Genomic DNA, 19,680 nt, shown 5'->3' on the forward strand with positions numbered 1-19,680 from the left:
TTATTGTCCCGGGAGAATCGCGTTGAATTGAGAGAGGAGCTCTGAAAGCCGCGCAACATTGCTGGAGAATGCTTCAAGATACGGCTGTACTTTGATGAACCCGATAACAAGCAGCGCAATGACCAGTCCCCACTTTACAAAAAAGAAAAACCGGCCCCATAGGCGCGCGCGGTTCAGCGCTTTGAGTATCTTTAATGATTCACGCGATACCTTGAGGTTTTCCTCAAGGAGTTTTTTTAGTTCTTTATCGTCCATAGAGTAAGTATACTACGGGTTTGGGGGAGTGTCTGCATTTATTGACTTTTTGTAATTTTAGTGTATAATAGCATCAGTTTAAAAATCAAATATATGCTCGGTTTTGTCATATGAGACCGGGCAAGGAGGAGTCGTATGAATGCTGTCGCGGTACAAGAAAAGACGAAGAAAGTTTCGCCGCAGGTTGTCATCAAGAATTACATTATGAATGACCTGCGTGCGCTTGCTATGAAAGCTTTTTTGAATGGCAAGGGTGATATTTCTTGTGTCTCGTATGAAATAACAACCCCCGAACTTGCGAAGATGTTTGAGGGAGGCCTTTTGCCCGGCATCAAACGCAAGCATCTCCAGCAGTATGTGCGGGAGGTTCTCTGTGCGTGCGAGGACAAGAAAGAGATATTGCTGGTGCGCGACGGGAAGAAAGCAGTTCGGCGCATTCAATTTCGTATGCATTTTGGAGAGCATGCGGCAGGCATATGCAAGGGAAAACAAAAAACAATTCTCCGTAAAAAAAACGGGAACGATGTCCTTGTAGAGAGAATAAAGAACGGGATACAGCGTCCTGCGGGGCGTTTCATTTTTCCAAAGAGCAAGAAGCGCGGTGAGGCGCATGAGGCATGTAATAAAGGCGACAGGAATGAGATGCGCTTTTACCAGCTTATTTCTCTCTGGTGCGCTCGCATTACTTTTGCGCTCAAAGAGTTAGGCGTGACAATCCGTACACAAAAGTCAGGCAGACACAGACCCGAAGCAGGATTGTTCGACCGCAAGGACAAAGCGGGAGAGGACGTGGATGTTCTGGTGTTTCTCGGAAAGAAGCGTTTCTGGTTTATCTTTGATGTGAAGTCCTCGCGGAGCAGGGCGAAAGATTTTAATAAAAATATTTTTCTCACCAAGCATCAAAAAGACGCGACATTAAAACGGGCGATATTAGTGAATGATGAACGGAGTGATGACGACATTATAAAGGAAGTCATTCGTCACATTGCCCGGGCAACTACCGTTACTCTTCCTTTGTATTAAAAAACAGCCGCCTCTTCTGGCAACAGAAAGGCGGTTTTTTGTTACAATTTTTTAAGCACTCGCATCACAGCTTATTCGCTCCCGCCGTTTCGGGCGAAAGTGAAAATTGGCGGAGGCGGGAGGATTCGAACCTCCGAACCCTTTTTGGGGTTAATCTCACTTGCGGTAGGATTGCTTTGTTTTTGTTCCTTTTGATTTCGCAAAAACCCTGGGTGCGTCTTATAAACAATGCGGAGGCGGGAGGATTCGAACCTCCGAACCCCTTTTGGGGGTTAACACATTAGCAGTGTGTTGCTTTCAGCCACTCAGCCACGCCTCCGCATTGTTTATAAAATTTGAAGCACCCCCGCGAAAAGCAAAATTTTTTGCTTTTCGCCCACTCAGCCATCCCCTCCGTATTTCTTACAAAACAAGAACTTATGCCTCCATGTATGTGTAAAACTATATCATATTCCTCATCCCTTCGCTATGGTTATACCGAATATTTTTTCCGCACCGGCGTCTCGTAATATGCGCGCGCATTCGTTGAGTGTTGCGCCTGATGTGAGCACATCATCAACCAGGATGATTGCGCGTTCTTTTGGAGAAAAATTCTTTGCCAGAGTGAGCGATCCTCGGATATTTTTCTTTCGTTCCATTTTTGTGCGAAGTGTTGTTTGCGATGGCGTGTGTGTTGTTTTTAGTATTGCGTGCATATCTGTTTCCCAGTTGCACGCCTTTGCCACATGTTCCATAAATACTTCTGCGTGGTTGTATCCGCGTATTCGTTTTGTTTTTTGTGATATGGGCACAGGAACCAGAAGGGGGGAATGTGTTTCGGGAAAAAGCGAAGAGAGATCCCGCGCGTAATGTGCGGAGATACCTCCAAACCGCTCCGCGAGCCGTTTTGCGCGGCGGTATTTAATATGCCGTATAGCTTTCCGTACCGCGGGGGTGCTGTAGTGAAATAGCGAAAGCACGATAACGCCTGAAGAAAGCCGCGTGCGTTCGGGGCTTGCAAAGAAGCGCTCACACGCCTCGCAAAAAAGCTCATCTGCCTTCCCGCACCCAAAGCATCGCTCGGGGAAAAGGATGCCAGACGCCTTTAGGAGTGCTGTGTGGATAAGTCGGAATACCATGCGCATTTTTTATAGTATAATAAAAGGAGATTGACAAGGCTTTTTGCTTTATAGATGAATGATTACGCGCCTTTTATGGTATACTAAATAGACAGCGCTTGTTTCGTGTCTTGTGAATGGCACGACTTTTAGCGTAAGTATACATGGCCGACATTTCTTTTTTCAAAAATCTTGGTTTCGGAAAGAAAATTTCATTGTGGAGTAAGAGCACAAAGAGTATTACGGGTGTTGACTTAGGGTTGTCATCGGTAAAAATAGTCCAGCTCCGCAGAGAAAAAGAACGCGCAGTGCTTGAAACATACGGAGAGCTTGCAACGGGTCCGTATAGCGGACTTTCCGTAGGGCAGGCGGTTCAGCTTGTCGACGAAAAAATTGTGGAGATGCTGAAAGACCTGATCAAAGAGTCAGGCATTACCGCAAAAGATGTCGTACTTTCGATTCCGCTTCGTTCAAGCTTTGTGACACTTATTAAGGTGCCGCTTATGTCCGATGCGGAGATTAATCAGATGGTTCCGTATGAAGCGCGTAAATATATTCCCGTCCCGATTGATGAGGTGGTTCTTGATTGGTGGGCGATTCCTGAAGGATTTGTCCAAACAAAAGAAGGAGGCCCCGATGCCGGCGAGCCTATTGCTCCCGAAGAAGAAAGAAAGCGCACCGTTTCCATTCTGCTTGTTGCAATCCATAAAGAAACAATCGCCAAATATAAGGCGATTATGGAGAGTGTCGGGTTAAGTGTACGCGCTCTTGAGATTGAGGTGTTTAGTATCGCCCGTTCTCTGCTTGCGCGCGATTTAGCGCCTATTTTGCTTGTTGATTTCGGTGCGTCGTCTACAAAAATAACCGTTGTTGATTATGGTATTGTGCGCTCTTCACACAGCGTAGACAGGGGGTCGCAGGATATCACGCTGACTATTTCGCGGGCACTCGGTATTGATTTTACGCGCGCCGAAGAAATGAAGCGCGAAATTGGCCTTTCGCTCCGGCCCGAACACCGGGAAGTGCACGGCGTTATTGAGCCGATGCTTAACCATGTGTTTTCAAATGCGGTACGGGTAGCGCAGGATTACCAGCGGCGGCATAGCCGCTCCATCAACCGTGTTATTCTTGTCGGGGGAGGCGCAAAAATGTACGGCCTTGTAGATTACGCGGTGAAAAAGTTCGGCATAGAAACAACGCTTGGAGATCCGTTCCGGCGGGTGCAGTACCCGGCATTCTTGCAGCCGGTATTGAAGGACATAGGACCGTCGTTTGCGCAAGCAATCGGCCTTGCGGTGCGGGAGCTATAATCGTTAGTCGTTAACTTTTAATTTTTACAGTGTTAACAGTTAAGGATTAAAGATAAAAATTATGGCTGATACCCCATCATTTATTCCAAAACGAGCGCCGTCAGGCATCACACGCCGGCCGGAAGTACGGCGCCAACCGATAGACAAATTCATTATTCTTCCGTCTATCGTGCTTTTAATCTCCTTCTTGCTTGCGGGGAGTATTTTCCTGTACCGGCGGTTTTTAGAAAACCGTATTGACGATCTCAACACAAACCTTCGACGGATAGAAGGGCAATTTGAAGCGCCTCTCATTAACGAGCTGACGCGCATTTCAAAAGAAATTGAAGCGGCAAAATTAGTGCTTGCAAGCCATGTTGAGAATTCGGAAGTGTTCGATTTTCTGGAATCATACATACATCCGGATGTCTATTTCACATCCCTCACATTTGATGGAGCGACGGCAACGCTTTCAGGAGAAGCGCCGAGTTATACGGCTCTTGCCGAACAGATGAAATTATTTGAATCAAGTGGGGTGATAAAGTTGGTTCGTATTTCAAACCTCGGTCTGAAAGAAACAGGGCAGGTGAGCTTTGATATTGCTCTCGGTTTTGATATATCTATTTTTCACTATCAACCATAACGCATGAAACTCATAGCTTCCATTTTCATATTAGCAGGAGCAGTCGCGGTGTTCTTCTTTATCTCCCGCCCCGAACTCGACAGGATAACGGGACTTCGGGCAGAAGAAGGAGAGATTTCGCAGTCGCTGGCAGAACTTCAGGAACTTGCACAGCTCCGGGATTCGTTATTGTCGCAATATAACGCGGTCAATCCGCTGGATATTGAACGGCTGGACAAGATAGTTCCGTCAGCTATTGATTCGGGGCTGTTGATAGCGGAGCTTGAGGCGTTTGCCCAGCAGTATAATGTCATCCTGAACAGCGTTTCGATAACGGACGAAAAACAACAGCAACAACAGCAACAACAGCGGGGAGTAGTTGCGCGTACTGTTGCTGAACAGCCATTCCAGAAGCTCCCGATGTCTCTTCAAATAGCGGGGAGTTATACTTCTCTTCGTGAATTTTTGAAGCGCTTGGAGATAAATACCCGCATTGTTGATATTTCGGAAATACATTTTTCAGGAGGAGAGGATAATTTTTATGAATTCCAAGTCGAAGCGCATACCTATTGGACGGGAGACATCGCGCAGAGTGCAGGAACGGCTAATTAATAAAAAGCATATATGAGTAAAACAAAACAAAACATTCTCGTTGCTGTTCTCGCCGTTGCTCTTTTGGGCACTGCGTATATTTGGTATTCTCAATCGCCGACTACCGGCAATGAGGGTATATCGCGCGTTGAAGGCCCCTCAAACCAGCAACGGATACAGTTTCTTGCGCTATTGCGGACGCTCAAAGGGCTAAAGTTTGATACATCGTTCTTTCAGGATCCGGTATACCAGAGTCTCATTGACTCCGGGGTGCAAGTGAATATACCGGCGGAGCGCGGGGCGATAAACCCGTTTGAGCCAAGATAACAATATAATATACTACAGGCTTTATGGCTGACACCAGAATTTTAAATGCGCTTGCCGAAAAAAAGCTCATTGAATCGGATGCGGTTTCTGATATTGCAAACAAAGCCGCGACTGATGCCGATATTGAGCGGGAAGTATTTGAACGGGGAGTTTCCGAAGAAGATTTTTTAAAAGCGAAATCGGATGTATTGGGCGTTCCATTCCGGTATCTGAAAGGAACGCAAGTTCCGGGAGATGTTCTCCGTTTTATACCTCTTGATGCGGCAAAGCACTATCAAATGGCTCCCCTCGGAGTTGCCGACGGGGTTCTTGAGGTTGGCATGCTTGACCCTACCGACATTGAGGCGCGCGAAGCGGTGCAGTTTATAGCGACAAAATTCAATGTTGCGTTTAAGGTGTTTTTGATTGCGCGTTCTGACTTTACAAAAATTCTTGAGGAATATAAATCACTCGGGAGCGAAGTGACGCAGGTGCTGGGAGAGCTTGAGAGCGTTATGGTTGAAGAAGGGAAACGCTACAAAACGGAAGTGAAAGAAGAGAAGGAAGAAGACACATTTAGTGAAAAGGCGCCGGTAACCCGGATGGTTGCCGTTGTTATCCGGCACGCAACAGAAGGAAACGCATCAGACATTCATATTGAGCCGGGCCGTGATAAGCTGCGCGTGCGTTTTCGTGTTGACGGCGTGCTGCATACAAGTTTATTGCTTCCAATGAAAGTGCATGATGCGATAGTCGCACGCATAAAGATTCTCACGAATATGCAGCTTGATGAAAAGCGAAAGCCGCAGGACGGACGCTTTTCAACGCGGGTACAGGGCAGGAACATCGACTTTCGTGTTTCTACATTCCCTACGAACTTTGGGGAAAAAGTCGTACTTCGTATCCTTGATCCGGAAAAAGGCGTAAAAGATCTCAACGCACTCGGTCTTATGGGGAGAAATCTTGCGGTAGTAACCGAAGAACTAAAACGTCCGTATGGCATGGTCCTTGTAACCGGGCCTACTGGATCAGGAAAATCAACAACGCTCTATACAATGCTCCAGCTGTTAAACAAAGAAGGTTCAAACATTGTGAGCTTAGAAGATCCAGTGGAATATAATATCGCGGGGGTTAATCAATCTCAAGTACGCCCGGAAATCGGCTATACATTTGCTACAGGGCTCCGCTCAATTCTCCGCCAGGACCCTGATATTATTATGGTCGGTGAGATTCGTGATAAAGAAACAGCCCAGCTCGCTATTCACGCGGCATTGACCGGTCATTTGGTACTTTCAACACTTCACACGAATAATGCAATCGGTGTTATCCCGCGTTTGATAGACATGGGTGTAGACCCGTACCTGATAGCGCCAACGCTTATTCTTGCTATCGGTCAGCGTCTTGTGCAGGTGCTTTGCGAGGATTCAAAACGGGAGGTGCCTATCCAGGGAAAACTTGCGGCAAGTCTTCAAGAGGAGATAGATAGCATGCCTGCCGACATCAAAAAGAGCACAACAATGCCGAAGGCAATCTATCAGGCAAAGCCCTCAGCGACCTGCCCAAAGGGGACAAAGGGGCGAGTGGGCATCTTTGAAGTACTTGCGATGACTAAGGAGCTTGAGGGGATTATTCTTTCAGACGACCCATCGTCTCCGCGCATTGAAAAAGAAGCGCATCGCCAAAATATGATAAGTATGCGCCAGGACGGAGTGCTTAAAGTGCTTCAGGGGATGATTGGTATGGAAGAATTAGCGGCTGTTGCGCAACCAGTGTATAATGAAGAAGGCGATGAAGGCGCCAAAGCTTAATCAATACCAAAGGCACATGCTTGCACACAAGAAAAAGAATGTCATGTCCGCCGGAGGATTTACTATCCTTGAGCTTTTGGTTGTGCTTGCGATTATTGGTATGCTTGCATCGTTCGTTTTTGTGCAAACGGGAGGATTTCGTTCAAATTCTCGGGACGCAAACAGGGAGGAAAGCATCAAGCAGCTTCAAAACGGCCTTGATTTGTATCATGTAACGCATCTTCGTTATCCAATCTGTTCCGAGGTTGTCATAAACGGCACTACCGACTGTCTTTCAGCTGCATTGGTGGGTGATGGCGCGTTCAATGCTGCTCCAACCGACCCGCTTGGCCCGGTTACCGGAACATGCGGAGACCCGGGAGATTATGTATTTTGTTATGAATCTACCGACGGAGTGTCATATACCATTCAGTATCATTTAGAAACAGACACCGTATTAGGGAAGAGCGCGGGGTGGCAGACTGTTGGCCCATAAAGAAGCGCGTATGGCAAAGAAGGATATAAAAAAAATACTTATCGTGGATGATGATGACTTTTTACTGGATGTATACGCGTCACGATTCCGCGAAGCAGGGTTTGAGGTAGAGGTTGCGATGAACGGAGAAGAAGGCGTAGAAAAGCTCCGCAATGGATTCCGGCCCGATGTGGTTTCGCTTGATGTAATTATGCCCCGGAAGAGCGGTTTTGAGGTTCTTGCGCAGATCCAGCAGGAACAACTGATGAGGGGCGGCATTATCGTTATGTTGAGCAATGTTTCGGATAAGCATGACATCCAAAAAGGAAAGCGTATGGGCGCACACGGGTATTTCGTAAAGGTGAGTCACACACCATCTCAAATAGTAGATAAAATAGAATCATTATTACAAATATAGTCTTATCCAATCCCGAGAGAATATATGCCTACAAAAGATTATTCAAAACTGCTTGAGCAATTTATTTTCGAAGTGCTGAAAACCGGCGCTTCTGATTTGCATATTACGGCAGCCCGCCACCCAACGCTCCGTATCGCCGGAGAGCTTATTAAGATGAGGACGGCAGAAGTTCTTACTCCCGATGATACGAGAGGCATTTTGTATACGATGCTCTCGCCCGAAAAACAGCAGCACTTTGAACAGAACGATGAAATAGACTTCTCATTCATGTTTGAGGATAAGGCGCGATTCCGTGTGAACGGCTTTTTCCAGAGGGGATATGTAGGCATTGCCATGCGTTTAATCCCGGTAAAGATACGCACAATAGAAGAGCTTGCGCTCCCGCCAATCCTTTCGGAATTTGCACACAAGCAGCAGGGGTTTTTCTTAGTAGTAGGGCCCACGGGACATGGCAAATCAACCACGCTTGCGGCAATAGTAGATATGATTAACCATGAGCGGACCGAGCACATTATCACCGTTGAAGATCCTATTGAGTATATCTTTACTCCTGACCAGTCTATTGTAGATCAGCGCGAAGTCGGTCTTGATACGCGTAGCTTCAGTACAGCACTCCGGAGTATGTTCCGCCAGAATGTTGATGTGGCGATGATTGGAGAGATGCGCGACCACGAAACAATATCCGCTGCCGTCACTGCGGCAGAGACCGGGCATCTTATTTTTTCGTCATTGCATACAAACAACGCAGCGCAGACCATAGATCGTATCATAGACTCGTTCCCGCCCGCACAGCAAAACCAGATTCGCTCACAGCTTGCAAACACGCTCCTCGGGGTATTTTCTCAGCGATTATTGCCGCGCATTTCGGGAGGCTTAATCCCCGCGTATGAGTTTCTTATTTCTACAACTGCGGTAAAAAACCTGATCCGCGAAAATAAGATTCACGAGCTTGATTTAGTGATAGAGACCGGTTCAGAGTCAGGCATGATTAGCATGGATCAGACATTGCTTGATCTTGTGCGTAAGGGCGAAATTACGATTGATATCGCGCGCTCGTACTCGTTAAATCCAAAAATGCTCGAAGAAAAAATATAATCGATAATAGTATAGCTCATGCTTTTTAACTACGAAGCAAAAACAGAACAAGGAGATATTCGCAGAGGCACCATTGAGGCACCTACCTCTGATCTCGCGGTATCTGCATTGCAGCGCAACAATTTGATTGTTGTTTCGGTTACGGCGACGGAGGGGGATATATCGTTTTCTGAAAAATTCTCAGCGTTTTTTGAGCGGGTAAAGTTGCGCGATGTCGTTATCATTTCGCGCCAGCTCTCAACGCTCTTTGAGGCTAAGGTTCCTGTTGTTGAGTCGTTTAAGATTCTCGTATCAGAGGCGCCAAGCAATGTGCTGCGTAAGAATTTACGCGATGTGCTGGACGATATCCAGGGAGGGCTACCGATGTCTCAGGCAATGGCGCGTCATCCTAAGGTGTTTTCTGATTTTTATGTAAACATGGTGCGCGCAGGAGAAGAGTCAGGAGAGCTTGAGAAGGTATTTTCTTTTTTGGCAGATTATCTAGATCGCTCCTATCAGCTGACAAACCGTGTGCGCAACGCCCTGATCTACCCGGCGTTTATCCTTTCCGCGTTTCTTGTGGTTATGATTCTTATGATGACTGTTGTTATTCCTCGGTTGTCCTCCATCATCATAGATTCGGGCCAGCCGATTCCGCTCTATACGCAAATCGTTATTACCCTATCCAATTTCTTCTTACATTACGGTGTGTTTTTGCTGGTACTTTTGATTCTTTGCATTCTCGGATTGTGGAGATACACCCAGACAAAGACAGGGAAAGAAACCATCTCAAATCTACAGCTACAGATACCGTATATCGGCGAACTGTACCGGAAACTCTATATGGCGCGGTTTGCGGACAACTTACAGACGCTTGTTGCAGGAGGAGTGAGCATTGTGCGCGCGCTTGAGATTACCGGGGATGTTGTTGGAAACCAGGTATACCGGAATATTATTTATGATGCACGGGAGGCGGTACGCGCGGGAGCATCAATTTCCGAATCGCTTTTTGTGTACTCCGAAGTGCCGCGTTTGGTGTCCCAAATGATAAAAGTAGGAGAAGAAACCGGCAAGCTGGACTTTATTTTAGCAACGCTGTCCAAATTTTACCGCCAAGAGGTAAATAATGCCGTTGACAACCTTATCAACCTTATCGAGCCGATGCTTATTTTGGTGCTGGGGTTAGGAGTCGGGCTTTTGGTTGCGTCAGTTATCGTACCAATCTACAATATCTCAAGTTCTATTTAGGGCGGGTTTATCCACACCATACGGATTTTTTTGCTGTGTTTTCTTATATAATGGGGGTAAGGCAATATCTTGCCTTGTTAAAGCTTTAATAAGGTCGTTCTCTTTTATTATTTATTAAAAAGTCGTTTTAATTTACCATCACTTTTATGTTTACTTCTAAGACAAACGGCAAAGCAGGTTTTACCTTGATTGAGCTCTTGGTTGTTATTGCAATCATTGGTATTTTGGCTTCTGTTGTTCTTGCGTCTTTGAACAGCGCACGATTGAAGTCTAGGGATGCACGCCGTGTCGCAGACATCAAGCAAATCCAGCTTGCGCTTGAGTTGTATTTTGACGCAACTCGCTCGTACCCCGCAAACTTGGATGCACTTGACCCGACATACATTGCGCAGGTCCCGACTGACCCACTGAGCGCGGCATACACGTATGAACAGTGCAGTTCCACCATATACCACATAGGAGCAGCATTGGAAGACAGTGCCAACCCAGCGCTATCAAGCGATTTGAACGCAGCTCCAACCGGTTGTACCGGAACATGGGGCGTTGATACTGCTGCATGTTCAGGAACAGCAGGAACAAACCAAGGTTCTTACTGCTACGATATCGGTCCGTAATTGGCCGCATAATCTCATGACGTTCTTTGCATTTCTATTCGGATTGATATTCGGCAGTTTTGCAAACGTCATACTATTACGCTTAAACACCGGAGAGTCCCTGGTACGAAGGGGCTCCCGGTGTTTTTCGTGCGGAAAACCCATCCGTTGGTTCGATCTTATCCCGCTTCTTTCGTTTTTTGCACTCAAGGGAAAGTGCCGTGACTGTAAAAGCCGTATTTCTTGGCAATACCCGCTCGTAGAATTCGGGAGCGGGCTTCTTTTTTTGCTCGTTTTTTTGTATATTCATCCTCCCTTTTTTATATCGTTTGGCCTCTTTTTATATATACTATGCGTTACTGTTGCCTGGTTCTTTTTATGGATTGCCGCCCTATACGATATCCGGCACATGATATTGCCTGATGTGTTGCTTGCGGTTGCGTTTGCGTTCGGGGTAGGCGGGTTTGCATTAGGGTGCCAGTTCGCAAACGCCGGGTGCTCTCTGGAAAGCATCGCGTATCAACTGGGCGTTGCTGTGCTTGGGTTTTTGTTTTTCTTTTTTTTATGGCTCGTTTCCCGCGGGAGATGGATGGGGTTGGGAGATGCAAAGTTTGTCATTGCAATTGCCCCGCTTCTTTCCCCGTATATGCTGCTATTGGCGCTTATGCTCTCGTTTCTTTTCGGCACGGTGATAAGCGTAGTGCTTTTGGCATTTCAGAGAGCGGGGTTTAAGACCCAGGTGCCATTCGGGCCGTTTTTATTTGCGGGGGCGTTCGTGAGTTTTCTTGCAGGAAGCAACATTCTCGCGTGGTATATAGGCCTCTTTTCATGAGCGGCTTGCCCCGTTAAAAATGTATCGGAATAGACAGCTCTATTGCTATTGAGCGCCTGATATGCAGCAATGCATGTATTCATTTACCCTGTATTTGTAACGGGGTATAATAAAAATAAGCAATATGCGACATATTTTTCGGAACATGCCTGTACACACTGCAGGATTTACTTTGATGGAGCTCGTGGTAGTCATCTCTATTTTTGTTATCATATCAAGCGTTATTCTTGCGGACTATCCGGGTTTTTCGGAGCGGGTTGCGCTTGAGCGCACTGCGCAAGAGATTGCCCTTTCCTTGCGAGAAGCAGAAACCCTCGCGCTTGCGGTGCGCGAATCATCAGAGGGTTCTGGCGTGTTCCCAGGCTTTGGGGTCCATTTTGACGCGTCAACTCCGCGCGAATATATTCTTTTTTCGGACGACAATAATAATCTTGTCTACGACGGCGTGTCTGAAGAAATTGACCACTTTTTTATAGAAAAAGCGCCCGAAATAATCGCAATATGCGTTGATACAGAGACATCACCCCCGGGTAATTGCAGCCTTCCGTGGGTGGATATTGTTTATTTGCGTCCCGATCCAACCATAACGATTTGGAGTACTGATGGCGGGCATCCGGTATTCAGTATTACTATTCAGACGCCGAGAGAGAATTATACCAGAGAAATAATCGGATGGATTACCGGGCAGATTGAGATTCGATAATTATGGATATGTTCCCAAAGAAAAATCAAAAGTATATGCAAGGGGGGTTTACGCTGCTTGAGACTATTGTTGCGATATCCGTACTGGTGCTTGCAACTGTAGGTCCGCTAACGCTTGCATCAAGCAGTATCCGAAGTGCGTCCCTCGCGCGCAATCAAACAGCCGCATATTTTTTGGCTGAAGAGGCGCTGGAATATATTAACAACCGGGTTACTTCAAATAGTTTTTCGGGGGCAAATTGGTTACAGGGACTCGATCCCCTGTGCTCTAACCCAACCTGCAAGATTGATGTCCCCGCAAACCAAATTTCCGGCTGCGGCGGTGCTTGTGCTTTGCTCAAAATTGGCAGTGATGGCTTATACGGATATGGCTCCGGAGAAGAAACTATTTTTAGACGGACAGTTATTTTGGATGAGATTGAAAATGAACGGGAGGCCAAGGTGCAAGTGATTGTGGAATGGGAGCAGCTTGGAGGAATCCGTCAGGCTGCTGTTGAAGACCATTTATTTAATTGGCGTTAATATGAAATTTTTACTGCGCATCATCAAACAAAAAAAAGAAGGCTTTACGCTCATAGAAATGATCGTCGCGATAGGCGTGTTTTCAATAGCAATGTTGTTGTCTGTGAGTTCTATTTTGAGCATCTCTGCAGCGCAAAAACGCGCGATAGCAATCCAGAACATCCAAGACAACATCCGTTTTGCGCTCGAGACCATGTCAAAAGAATCACGCCTTGGGTATTCGTACCATTGCGGTGTTTCTATCGATGAAGTAACCACAACCCCTCGTGACTGCGGAGCGGGCGGTCCGTCGTTTACTTTTTTTAACTCGCGGGGAGAAGTCGTATCGTATCAGCTCCGGAACGGCCAGATTGAGCGATGGAGTGAGATTGATGCCCAATTTTTCCCGGTGACTTCCCAAAACATCTCCATAGACCGCCTTACATTTTATGTTCTGGGTTCGGGTGTAGGCGACAATCTTCAGCCCCGGGTTATTATCGCTGCGCGGGGAAGCGCAACGGTGAAAGGCACGGTTATCACGATTGACTTACAAACTACATTAAGCCAGCGCTTGCTCGATTCGTAATATGAATTTTTTAAAATACAAAAAGCGGCATAACAAAGCGGGGTTTACGCTGCTTTTGTCGTTGCTTGTCATTTCCATTGTGCTGGCTATCAGTTTGAGCGTATTTGGCATTATTGTGCGTGAGATATCGCTTTCAACATCCGCGCGCGAATCCCGCCTTGCGTTTTACGGTGCAAATACAGGCGTTGAATGCGCGATTTATTGGGATTTTGTGCAGGGCTCGTTTGCAAGCGATACGCCGCCGTCCGTTATTACTTGTAATGGGCAGGACTTTACTGTGGGAGGAGCAGAAACAAGCGTATTAAATAATTTGACGCTAGATAACGGGTCGTGCGCCTTTGAGGTTACGGTTACCAAATCATGTGTAAGCGATGTCGGCGGATGCACAACAGGGAATGAGCCCAATAAACGGATATTAACTACTATCCGTTCGCGCGGACACAACACCTGCACCGAAGGATTCGTTGTTGAGCGCGGATTGCAGGCGCAGTATTAATAAATCATGGGTAAAAGGGGGAACGATACGAAATTACATGTAATTTCGTATATTTCTTTGTATGGACCGAGCAGAAGCAAAAAAAAGGATAGACAAATTAAAAAAGGTGATAGAGCATCATCGGTATTTGTATCATGTCCTTGACCGGCAGGAGATTTCTGATGCCGCGCTTGATTCCCTTAAGCGTGAACTAAAAACGCTTGAAGATGCGTTCCCGCAGTTTCGCACCCCCGATTCGCCGACACAGCGCGTAGGCGGCGAAGCGTTAAAAGAATTTAAAAAAGTAGCGCATGTGTCGCCCATGTTCTCTCTTGAGGATGCATTTAGCCCGCAAGACATGCACGATTGGCTTTTACGCGTAGAAAACAAATTACACCGGACGCTTCGGAAAAGCGAGCAGTTATTTTATTGTGATTTAAAAATGGATGGTCTTGCTGTAGAGCTTGCCTATGCGGACGGAAGTCTTGTGCAGGCGGCAACCCGGGGAGACGGAAAGATAGGAGAGGATGTAACGCAGAACATAAAAACAATAGAAGCGATTCCATTAACATTGCGCGGTGATTTTCCAAAGACGCTCATTCTCCGCGGCGAAGTATTTTTGAGCAAAAAGGAATTTGAGCGCATAAACAAAGAGCAGAAAAAGAAAGGTGCAAAAGCGTATGCAAATCCGCGCAATGTGGCCGCGGGCTCCATCCGCCAGCTCGATCCCAAGATAACCGCCCGCCGCAAGCTGGATTTTTTTGCGTATGGCATTGTCGGCAAACCGAATGATGCGGCATATCTGAAGGCATACCCCTCGCGAAGCGCTGAATACGAAGCGCTCCGGAGCTTTGGCATTAAGACAAACTCTCACGGGAAAGCGCTTCACACGATAGATGATGTTATTGCGTTCCGGAACGAATGGGAAAAAAAGCGCGGTACGCTCCCGTACGAGATAGATGGCATAGTGGTGACTATCAATGACAATATGCTGTATGACAAGCTTGGCGCGGTGGGAAAAGCGCGGCGCGGCTCCATTGCCTACAAATTTGCCGCAGAAGAAGCGACAACGGTTGTTGAAGATATAGTAGTGCAGGTTGGGCGGACGGGCGCTCTTACGCCTGTCGCGCATCTCCGGCCGGTATCTGTGGGCGGGGTGACAGTAAGCAGGGCAACGCTTCACAATGAAGACGAAATAAAACGTCTGGATGTACGCGTTGGCGACACGGTGATCGTAGGGCGCGCCGGTGATGTTATTCCTGATGTGCGCGAAGTGGTAAAAGGCATGCGGACGGGAAAAGAAAAGCATTTCCATATGCCGCATACATGCCCCGTATGCGCGCGCACAGTAACAAAGGATGGCGCAATACATCGCTGCACGAACAGCACATGCCCTGCACGGCACCGCGAACATTTGTATCATTTTGCATCCCGTGCCGCTTTTGATATTGATGGACTTGGCCCCAAAATTATTGACGCACTTCTGGATAACGGACTTATCCAAGATGCACCGGATCTTTTTGAGCTACAAGAAGGGGATGTAGCACCGCTTGAACGGTTTGGTGAGAAATCGGCGGAAAATCTTATCCGTGCGATACACAAGCGTACCACCATAGACCTTCCGCGGTTTCTTCTGGGGCTCGGCATTCTGCATGTCGGAGAAGAAACGGCATACGATCTTGCGGGCCATTTTGGCAGCATTGATGCTATACGGTCCGCGTCTTTTAAGGATATAGAGTCTATACCGAACATAGGCGGTGTTGTTGCGCAAAGTATCTATGATTGGTTTCATGATCCGCATCATCAAAGCGTCTTAAAGAAGCTCCTCAAACATGTTACAATAACGCATTATAAGAAAACGGCAGGGACGAAGCTTAAGGGGAAAACTTTTGTTTTAACGGGCACCTTGTCTTCTATGATCCGGGATGACGCAAAGACACGAATACGGGATCTTGGGGGCAATGTGTCTTCGAGTGTTTCTAAAGAAACGGATTATGTCGTCGCGGGAGATGACCCGGGCTCAAAGATAGAACGGGCAAAAAAACTGGGAGTAAAGGTGCTCACGGAAAAAGAATTTTTAAAGATAGTAGGGTAACAAGCATGATATCAGCAGAAGAAATAGAACATCTTGCGCGTCTTGCGCGGATACATATAAACGAACGGGATAAGAATAATCTTGCACATGACCTGCAAGCGATTTTGGAATATGTAAAGACATTACAGGAAGCCGATGTGGGAGATGAAACATTTACACACTTTGAACATCTCACATCAAGTTTGCGGGGCGATACAAAAGAAAACACAGAAGACACCGAACTTATAAAGCGTTTGCTTGCTGCGGCACCCATGGAGGAAGACGGCTATATTAAGGTAAAAAATGTTTTAGAAAAATAATATGGCGCTTATCGATCTTAATACGCTTACCATAGCTGACGCTAAAAAAGCTCTTCATGACAAAGATATTTCCGCGCGGGAGCTTGTCGGGATGTATGCTGAAGAAATAAAAAAGAAGGACAAAGGGGTGCACGCGTATCTTGAAGTATTTGATGACGCGTTTGAGCGCGCACAAGAAATAGACGAGCGGCTGGCGTCGGGCGCGGAACCGCGGGTGCTTGAAGGCGTGCCGTTTGCGATAAAAGACAATATGCTTATCCGGGGCAAGCACGCGTCTGCCGCTTCAAACATATTAGAACCATATATTGCGTCGTACGATGCGTATGTTGTAGAAAAACTCCGTGACGCAGGCGCGGTATTTTTGGGGAGGACAAACATGGACGAATTTGCAATGGGCTCATCCACCGAACACTCGGCATTCGGTCCCACAAAAAACCCACATGACACAAAACGGGTACCCGGCGGGTCGTCAGGAGGTTCTGCGGCTGCGGTGTCTGCGGGTATGGCATTAGCAGCGCTTGGTTCAGATACAGGCGGGTCAATCCGCCAGCCTGCGGCATTCTGCGGCGTTGTGGGGATGAAACCCACATATGGCGCGGTTTCCCGTTCCGGCCTTATTGCGATGGCGTCTTCTTTAGATCAGATAGGCCCGCTTACGGGGACGGTCAATGATGCGGAGCTCATATATAATGTTATCCGCGGAAAAGACGAAAAAGATGCAACCACAGTCTCATCCAAAGAGCATGCAAAAAAAGAAAAGCTCGTTATCGGTATCCCGAAGGAATATGGATTAGATACGGAACTTGTTGACGCTGACATGAAAGATGTATGGATGCGTGCGCGTGAAGTTCTTGAAAAAGAAGGGCATATAACGAAAGAAGTATCGCTTCCGTACACATCGTACGCGCTTCCGCTGTATTATGTCATTATGCCTGCCGAAGTGTCATCAAATCTTGCGCGGTTTGACGGCGTTCGGTACGGGTTTTCTCACAAAGGGAAAAATCTTCTTGAGATGTATGAAGAAAGCCGCAGCAAGGGATTTGGTGGTGAGGCGCAGCGGCGGATTCTTTTAGGAACTTATATTCTTTCCGCCGGATATTATGACGCGTATTACGCGCGCGCTCAAAAAGTACGGGCGCGGTTTATTGCCGACTTTAAGCGAGTCTTTGGCGAGGTGGATATGCTTCTTACACCGACTACGCCGTCCCCAGCGTTTGCGTTCGGCGAAAAGTCGGATGACCCGGTGAAGATGTATGCGTCAGATATTTTTACGGTGTCTGCGAATTTGGCGGGAGTCCCCGCATTATCCGTGCCATTTGGCACTGGAGAACGCAATGGCGCAACGCTTCCGTTTGGCATGCAGCTTATTGCGCCATGGTTTGGGGAACCAATGCTTTTTGATGCAGGAAAAGCACTTGAGCGGTATAATTAATATATACTGGGTATGGAAGGATTTTTACAGACAGTCTCGGAGGTAGTCTTTTGGTGGAAGGCGATAGCCATCGTTGTTTCGGTTACGGCGGTAACCGCTATTATTGCAGTGGTGATAAAGACTCAGGAAATAGTCCGGTGGCGTGTTCTCCGTGAGATTACTGAATTTATTCGTACGGAACATTTCCCCAGAGAAGAACGCAAAGGAAGATGGGAGAATGTTGAGAAAAGAATGCAGTCGAATCACCCATCTGATTGGAAGCTTGCGGTTATTGAAGCAGACTCCATAATGGATGATCTACTGAAGCGCATGGGGTATGAAGGAATAACGATGGGCGATCGCTTAAAGCAGATAGAGCCGAGTGATTTTGAATCGCTCCAGGCGGTCTGGAAAGCCCATAAGCTCCGAAACCGTATAGCGCACGAGCCCGAAACGGCGGTTACAAAGAGCGAAGCAGAATACACAATAGACCTTTTTAAAAAGGGCCTTGAAGAGTTTGAATACATTTAGGTTGTGGCTTGCCGCGGAAGGAGTGTTGGCTGGCGCGTGTTTCTTTTACAGTATGCGTAAAGATTGATTTTTTGCATAAAAAGAGTTATGATGCGCGCAGTAAATTAAAAAAAGGAGATGAAAAAAATGAGGGTGTTTTCTTATCTGATAGGATTTCCAGCAGGCTTTATGGGAACGGTGGGAGTGCTTCTTGTTTTAATGGAACTTTATATAATAACGGGGCTCCATTTTGTGGGAGATGCGCTTGCAGCGTTTGACATAAGCACTCTTCATTTTGTACGGTTTTTTACCATATTCCTATTTCTTGCCGGTATTACCGGGGGCGTTCTGCTGGGTAAATGGTTCAGAAAGATGCCTGCCTGACGAAACCATACAACAAGAAGCGGACACGACATCATATAAAATCAAAGTTTTAAAAAAATCTGGAGCAGACGCCCCAGATTTTTTATTTTCGTTTTATTTGTACTTCGGGTGTTTTTCCTTTTTGCCTGATTTTTTCATCTCACTTCGCGCAAGCGCGAAGAGAAAACTGGACAAGCGGTTCAAGAACGCGACAGTCTCGGGGGATACTTCTTTTTTCTTCTTGAATCGCACAACCTCCCGCTCCACTTTTCGGGTTACGGCGCGGGCGTAATCAAGCCATGCTGATACTTCGTGCTCCCCGGAAATAACAAACTTCTTTGCTGGTTCTATTTCTTTTTCAAGCGCTTCAATGATTGCTTCTAGTTCCTTGATATGACCCTTTGTAATGCGCGCGGATTCCTTTCCCTTAAAGATAAGGGCGGCGATATGCGCCTGTATGATGAATATTTTTTCTTGCACGCCTCCCAGGTGTTTCCGCAAGTCTTTCGGGAGTTCCTTTTGAGATTTAATAAGGCCTAAAAGGCTGTTAAGCTCATCAAGCATCCCTAAGAGCTCTGCCTCAAAGCTGCCTTTGTCCATCTGCTTTTTGCCGACTTTGCTTTTTCCTTTGTCTCCCTTTCCTGTGTAAAATAATGCCATAGTTTGAAATAGTGAATAATAAAAAGTACATATTTATTATACGAAAAACACACGGAACACAAAAGCCCCCGAAAGGAGGCTGTATGTGTTTTTAGTGTGAAGAAATCCAATCCATAAAGCGTTTGCGGTGTTTGCGTATGGACCATTCGTCGGAGTTTTTGAAGAGATTCGGGTATATATTCCTAAACTGTTCTAATGCCTTAGTTGTTGCGCGTGGAAAGCTTTTGGGGATAGTTTTATTATAGTTGGCGAGAAAAATTTCAGAAGTCACAAAATCTTCGTTTATTGTTTGAGGGTTTTTGTTCATCTGTAAAGAGTACCATATTTTTTACAAAGAAGCAAGAGTTTTTGGGAGTACTTAAAAAGAAGGTTTGCGGAAACAGTAAATTTGTTGTACGATAACAATTACATCGCGGGGTGGAGGAGTAGTACCTCGGGAGGCTCATAACCTCCAGACGCCGGTGCAAT

25 protein-coding genes and 1 tRNA gene are annotated in these 19,680 nt (G+C 46.6%); 21 read left to right on the plus strand and 5 right to left on the minus strand.

Annotated elements, in window-relative coordinates; translation table 11 throughout:
• Complete coding sequence (locus COU47_01955; GenBank protein PIR69648.1) at nucleotides 1-255, minus strand: hypothetical protein; 255 nt, start codon at nucleotides 253-255, stop codon at nucleotides 1-3.
• Nucleotides 256-390: 135 nt separating this feature from the next.
• Here COU47_01955 and COU47_01960 point away from each other — a divergent pair, with 135 nt between their 5' ends.
• Nucleotides 391-1,278, plus strand: coding sequence for a hypothetical protein (locus COU47_01960; protein PIR69649.1), 888 nt, complete (start codon nucleotides 391-393; stop codon nucleotides 1,276-1,278).
• Nucleotides 1,279-1,509: 231 nt separating this feature from the next.
• Here COU47_01960 and COU47_01965 read toward each other — a convergent pair.
• Together COU47_01965 and COU47_01970 are read right to left on the minus strand one after the other, a co-directional pair.
• Nucleotides 1,510-1,597 (minus strand) — tRNA-Ser (locus COU47_01965).
• A 136-nt stretch (nucleotides 1,598-1,733) separates the two neighbouring features.
• Entirely contained in the window at nucleotides 1,734-2,402 is a 669-nt protein-coding gene (locus COU47_01970; GenBank protein PIR69650.1) for a hypothetical protein, read from the minus strand.
• Nucleotides 2,403-2,539: 137 nt separating this feature from the next.
• On the opposite strand from COU47_01970, the gene COU47_01975 reads away from it, so the two are divergent.
• The 20 genes from COU47_01975 to COU47_02070 all read left to right on the plus strand — a co-directional run bounded on the left by COU47_01975 (nucleotide 2,540) and on the right by COU47_02070 (nucleotide 18,573).
• Nucleotides 2,540-3,685, plus strand: a complete 1,146-nt coding sequence (locus COU47_01975; protein PIR69651.1) for a hypothetical protein — start codon at nucleotides 2,540-2,542, stop codon at nucleotides 3,683-3,685.
• Nucleotides 3,686-3,746: 61 nt separating this feature from the next.
• The gene (locus COU47_01980; protein PIR69652.1) at nucleotides 3,747-4,307 is read left to right on the plus strand and encodes a hypothetical protein; all 561 of its coding nucleotides are present in this window, start codon (nucleotides 3,747-3,749) and stop codon (nucleotides 4,305-4,307) included.
• 3 nt (nucleotides 4,308-4,310) lie between these two features.
• Complete coding sequence (locus tag COU47_01985; protein ID PIR69653.1) at nucleotides 4,311-4,898, plus strand: hypothetical protein; 588 nt, start codon at nucleotides 4,311-4,313, stop codon at nucleotides 4,896-4,898.
• 12 nt (nucleotides 4,899-4,910) lie between these two features.
• On the plus strand, nucleotides 4,911-5,204 hold the full coding sequence (locus COU47_01990; GenBank protein ID PIR69654.1) for a hypothetical protein: 294 nt from the start codon (nucleotides 4,911-4,913) through the stop codon (nucleotides 5,202-5,204).
• A 23-nt stretch (nucleotides 5,205-5,227) separates the two neighbouring features.
• Nucleotides 5,228-6,991: a hypothetical protein gene (locus tag COU47_01995; protein PIR69655.1), complete on the plus strand. Its 1,764-nt coding sequence runs from the start codon at nucleotides 5,228-5,230 to the stop codon at nucleotides 6,989-6,991.
• Nucleotides 6,972-7,466, plus strand: coding sequence for a hypothetical protein (locus COU47_02000; GenBank protein PIR69656.1), 495 nt, complete (start codon nucleotides 6,972-6,974; stop codon nucleotides 7,464-7,466). The genes COU47_01995 and COU47_02000 overlap by 20 nt, the downstream gene beginning before the upstream one ends.
• Nucleotides 7,456-7,863 (plus strand): two-component system response regulator, encoded by a 408-nt coding sequence (locus COU47_02005; GenBank protein PIR69657.1) that lies wholly within the window; start codon nucleotides 7,456-7,458, stop codon nucleotides 7,861-7,863. The genes COU47_02000 and COU47_02005 overlap by 11 nt, the downstream gene beginning before the upstream one ends.
• Before the next feature lie 24 nt (nucleotides 7,864-7,887).
• Nucleotides 7,888-8,958, plus strand: coding sequence for a type IV pili twitching motility protein PilT (locus tag COU47_02010; protein PIR69658.1), 1,071 nt, complete (start codon nucleotides 7,888-7,890; stop codon nucleotides 8,956-8,958).
• An 18-nt stretch (nucleotides 8,959-8,976) separates the two neighbouring features.
• A complete protein-coding gene (locus COU47_02015) occupies nucleotides 8,977-10,185 on the plus strand; it encodes a hypothetical protein (protein ID PIR69659.1) in 1,209 nt (402 codons plus the stop codon).
• A 146-nt stretch (nucleotides 10,186-10,331) separates the two neighbouring features.
• Entirely contained in the window at nucleotides 10,332-10,799 is a 468-nt protein-coding gene (locus tag COU47_02020) for a hypothetical protein (GenBank protein PIR69660.1), read from the plus strand.
• Nucleotides 10,800-10,815: 16 nt separating this feature from the next.
• Complete coding sequence (locus COU47_02025; GenBank protein PIR69661.1) at nucleotides 10,816-11,610, plus strand: prepilin peptidase; 795 nt, start codon at nucleotides 10,816-10,818, stop codon at nucleotides 11,608-11,610.
• A 124-nt stretch (nucleotides 11,611-11,734) separates the two neighbouring features.
• The gene (locus COU47_02030) at nucleotides 11,735-12,313 is read left to right on the plus strand and encodes a hypothetical protein (GenBank protein PIR69662.1); all 579 of its coding nucleotides are present in this window, start codon (nucleotides 11,735-11,737) and stop codon (nucleotides 12,311-12,313) included.
• 2 nt (nucleotides 12,314-12,315) lie between these two features.
• Nucleotides 12,316-12,834 carry a hypothetical protein gene (locus COU47_02035; GenBank protein ID PIR69663.1) on the plus strand — a complete coding sequence of 173 codons (519 nt, stop codon included), beginning with the start codon at nucleotides 12,316-12,318 and terminating at the stop codon, nucleotides 12,832-12,834.
• 1 nt (nucleotide 12,835) lies between these two features.
• Nucleotides 12,836-13,399, plus strand: coding sequence for a hypothetical protein (locus tag COU47_02040; protein ID PIR69664.1), 564 nt, complete (start codon nucleotides 12,836-12,838; stop codon nucleotides 13,397-13,399).
• 1 nt (nucleotide 13,400) lies between these two features.
• Complete coding sequence (locus COU47_02045) at nucleotides 13,401-13,895, plus strand: hypothetical protein (protein PIR69665.1); 495 nt, start codon at nucleotides 13,401-13,403, stop codon at nucleotides 13,893-13,895.
• A 61-nt stretch (nucleotides 13,896-13,956) separates the two neighbouring features.
• Nucleotides 13,957-15,969 (plus strand): NAD-dependent DNA ligase LigA, encoded by a 2,013-nt coding sequence (locus COU47_02050; protein ID PIR69666.1) that lies wholly within the window; start codon nucleotides 13,957-13,959, stop codon nucleotides 15,967-15,969.
• A gap of 5 nt (nucleotides 15,970-15,974) precedes the next feature.
• Nucleotides 15,975-16,268, plus strand: a complete 294-nt coding sequence (locus COU47_02055) for an Asp-tRNA(Asn)/Glu-tRNA(Gln) amidotransferase GatCAB subunit C (GenBank protein ID PIR69667.1) — start codon at nucleotides 15,975-15,977, stop codon at nucleotides 16,266-16,268.
• Nucleotide 16,269: 1 nt separating this feature from the next.
• Nucleotides 16,270-17,700, plus strand: coding sequence for an Asp-tRNA(Asn)/Glu-tRNA(Gln) amidotransferase GatCAB subunit A (gene gatA / locus COU47_02060; GenBank protein PIR69668.1), 1,431 nt, complete (start codon nucleotides 16,270-16,272; stop codon nucleotides 17,698-17,700).
• 12 nt (nucleotides 17,701-17,712) lie between these two features.
• Nucleotides 17,713-18,210, plus strand: a complete 498-nt coding sequence (locus tag COU47_02065; protein ID PIR69669.1) for a hypothetical protein — start codon at nucleotides 17,713-17,715, stop codon at nucleotides 18,208-18,210.
• Between the two features lie 126 nt (nucleotides 18,211-18,336).
• The gene (locus COU47_02070; protein ID PIR69670.1) at nucleotides 18,337-18,573 is read left to right on the plus strand and encodes a hypothetical protein; all 237 of its coding nucleotides are present in this window, start codon (nucleotides 18,337-18,339) and stop codon (nucleotides 18,571-18,573) included.
• 93 nt (nucleotides 18,574-18,666) lie between these two features.
• Here COU47_02070 and COU47_02075 read toward each other — a convergent pair whose 3' ends face one another.
• Complete coding sequence (locus tag COU47_02075) at nucleotides 18,667-19,212, minus strand: ATP:cob(I)alamin adenosyltransferase (GenBank protein PIR69671.1); 546 nt, start codon at nucleotides 19,210-19,212, stop codon at nucleotides 18,667-18,669.
• A 91-nt stretch (nucleotides 19,213-19,303) separates the two neighbouring features.
• Complete coding sequence (locus COU47_02080) at nucleotides 19,304-19,519, minus strand: hypothetical protein (protein PIR69672.1); 216 nt, start codon at nucleotides 19,517-19,519, stop codon at nucleotides 19,304-19,306.
• Nucleotides 19,520-19,680 lie beyond the last annotated feature (161 nt).

The organism is Candidatus Niyogibacteria bacterium CG10_big_fil_rev_8_21_14_0_10_46_36, from assembly GCA_002772995.1.
Classification (GTDB): domain Bacteria; phylum Patescibacteriota; class Minisyncoccia; order 1-14-0-10-42-19; family 1-14-0-10-42-19; genus 1-14-0-10-46-36.